The sequence below is a fragment of the Pseudoxanthomonas sp. LjRoot125 genome, from assembly GCF_964252705.1.
Taxonomy (GTDB): domain Bacteria; phylum Pseudomonadota; class Gammaproteobacteria; order Xanthomonadales; family Xanthomonadaceae; genus Pseudoxanthomonas_A.
In genome coordinates, this window is sequence record NZ_CAXUOY020000006.1 from 1 (window position 1) to 2,500 (window position 2,500).

Here is a 2,500-nt window from a genome sequence, read left to right on the forward strand (position 1 = left end):
AAAACCCCCAGCTTTTCAGCTGGGGGTTTTGGGGTAAAGCCCCTGGCGATGACCTACTCTTGCATGGCTTAAGCCACACTACCATCGGCGCGGCTGCGTTTCACTTCCGTGTTCGGGATGGGAACGGGTGGGACCACAGCGCTAATTTCACCAGGGAGAGGGTTGGAGCGTCGCCATCCAAGGAACGGATTAAGGCGCCAATCTCTCATAGGGTCTTGTGACGTAGCGGGCATTGGATTTTCTCTGACGATATCGTCGAGTCCAAGGCCACTTGAGGTTATATGGTCAAGCCGCACGGATCATTAGTATCAGTTAGCTCAATGGGTTGCCCCACTTACACACCTGACCTATCAACCACCTAGTCTTGATGGTTCCTTTAGGGGGCTTGTGCCCCGGGAAGTCTCATCTTGAGGCGCGCTTCCCGCTTAGATGCTTTCAGCGGTTATCGCTTCCGAACATAGCTACCCGGCAATGCCACTGGCGTGACAACCGGAACACCAGAGGTTCGTCCACTCCGGTCCTCTCGTACTAGGAGCAGCCCCTCTCAAACTTCCAACGCCCATGGCAGATAGGGACCGAACTGTCTCACGACGTTCTGAACCCAGCTCGCGTACCACTTTAAATGGCGAACAGCCATACCCTTGGGACCGACTACAGCCCCAGGATGTGATGAGCCGACATCGAGGTGCCAAACACCGCCGTCGATATGAACTCTTGGGCGGTATCAGCCTGTTATCCCCGGAGTACCTTTTATCCGTTGAGCGATGGCCCTTCCATACAGAACCACCGGATCACTAAGTCCTACTTTCGTACCTGCTTGATCCGTCGATCTCGCAGTCAAGCACGCTTATGCCTTTGCACACAGTGCGCGATGTCCGACCGCGCTGAGCGTACCTTCGAGCTCCTCCGTTACTCTTTGGGAGGAGACCGCCCCAGTCAAACTACCCACCATACATGGTCCCCGATCCGGATTACGGACCTAGGTTAGAACGTCAAGCACATCAGGGTGGTATTTCAAGGTTGGCTCCACCGAAGCTAGCGCCTCGGTTTCATAGCCTCCCACCTATCCTACACAGACGAACTCAACGTTCAATGTAAAGCTATAGTAAAGGTTCACGGGGTCTTTCCGTCTTGCCACGGGAACGCTGCATCTTCACAGCGATTTCAATTTCACTGAGTCTCGGGTGGAGACAGCGCCGCTGTCGTTACGCCATTCGTGCAGGTCGGAACTTACCCGACAAGGAATTTCGCTACCTTAGGACCGTTATAGTTACGGCCGCCGTTTACTGGGGCTTCGATCAAGAGCTTCGCCTTGCGGCTGACCCCATCAATTAACCTTCCAGCACCGGGCAGGCGTCACACCCTATACGTCCACTTTCGTGTTTGCAGAGTGCTGTGTTTTTGATAAACAGTCGCAGCGGCCTGGTTTCTGCGACCCCCCTCAGCTATAGCCCGCATGGGCCACCAAAGGGGGTGCACCTTCTCCCGAAGTTACGGTGCCATGTTGCCTAGTTCCTTCACCCGAGTTCTCTCAAGCGCCTGAGAATTCTCATCCTACCCACCTGTGTCGGTTTACGGTACGGTCTGCGTGAGCTGAAGCTTAGGAGCTTTTCCTGGAAGCGTGGTATCAGTGACTTCGTCCTAAAGGACTCGTCTCGGTGCTCGGTCTTAAAGGATCCCGGATTTGCCAAAGATCCAAACCTACCGCCTTTCCCCCGGACAACCAACGCCGGGTACACCTAACCTTCTCCGTCCCTCCATCGCACTCACGCGAGGTGCAGGAATATTAACCTGCTTCCCATCGACTACGGCTTTCGCCCTCGCCTTAGGGACCGACTAACCCTGCGTCGATTAACGTTGCGCAAGGAAACCTTGGGCTTTCGGCGTGCGGGCTTTTCACCCGCATTATCGTTACTCATGTCAGCATTCGCACTTCCGATACCTCCAGCAGCCTTCTCAAGCCACCTTCGCAGGCTTACGGAACGCTCCTCTACCGCGCATAACAAAGTTATGCACCCCAAGCTTCGGTTTCGTGCTTAGCCCCGTTAAATCTTCCGCGCAGACCGACTCGACCAGTGAGCTATTACGCTTTCTTTAAAGGGTGGCTGCTTCTAAGCCAACCTCCTGGCTGTCTGTGCCTTTCCACATCGTTTTCCACTTAGCACGAAATTTGGGACCTTAGCTGTGGGTCTGGGTTGTTTCCCTTTTCACGACGGACGTTAGCACCCGCCGTGTGTCTCCCGTACATTCTGTCTTGGTATTCGGAGTTTGCCATGGTTTGCTAAGACGCGATGTCCCGCTAGCCATAACAGTGCTCTACCCCCAAGAAGATTCATACGAGGCGCTACCTAAATAGCTTTCGAGGAGAACCAGCTATCTCCGGGTTCGATTAGCTTTTCACTCCTAATCACACCTCATCCCCTACCTTTGCAACGGGAGTGGGTTCGGGCCTCCAGTACCTGTTACGGCACCTTCACCCTGGGCATGACTAGATCACCCG

Annotated in this window: 2 rRNA genes (1 of these 2 cut by a window edge); both read right to left on the reverse strand. The window is 54.5% G+C overall.

From position 1 onward, the window contains the following. Positions 1-40 precede the first annotated feature (40 nt). Positions 41-155 (reverse strand): 5S ribosomal RNA (gene rrf, locus ACSION_RS18655). A 126-nt stretch (positions 156-281) separates the two neighbouring features. After that, a 23S ribosomal RNA gene (locus ACSION_RS18660) occupies positions 282-2,500 on the reverse strand (it continues 660 nt past the right edge of the window).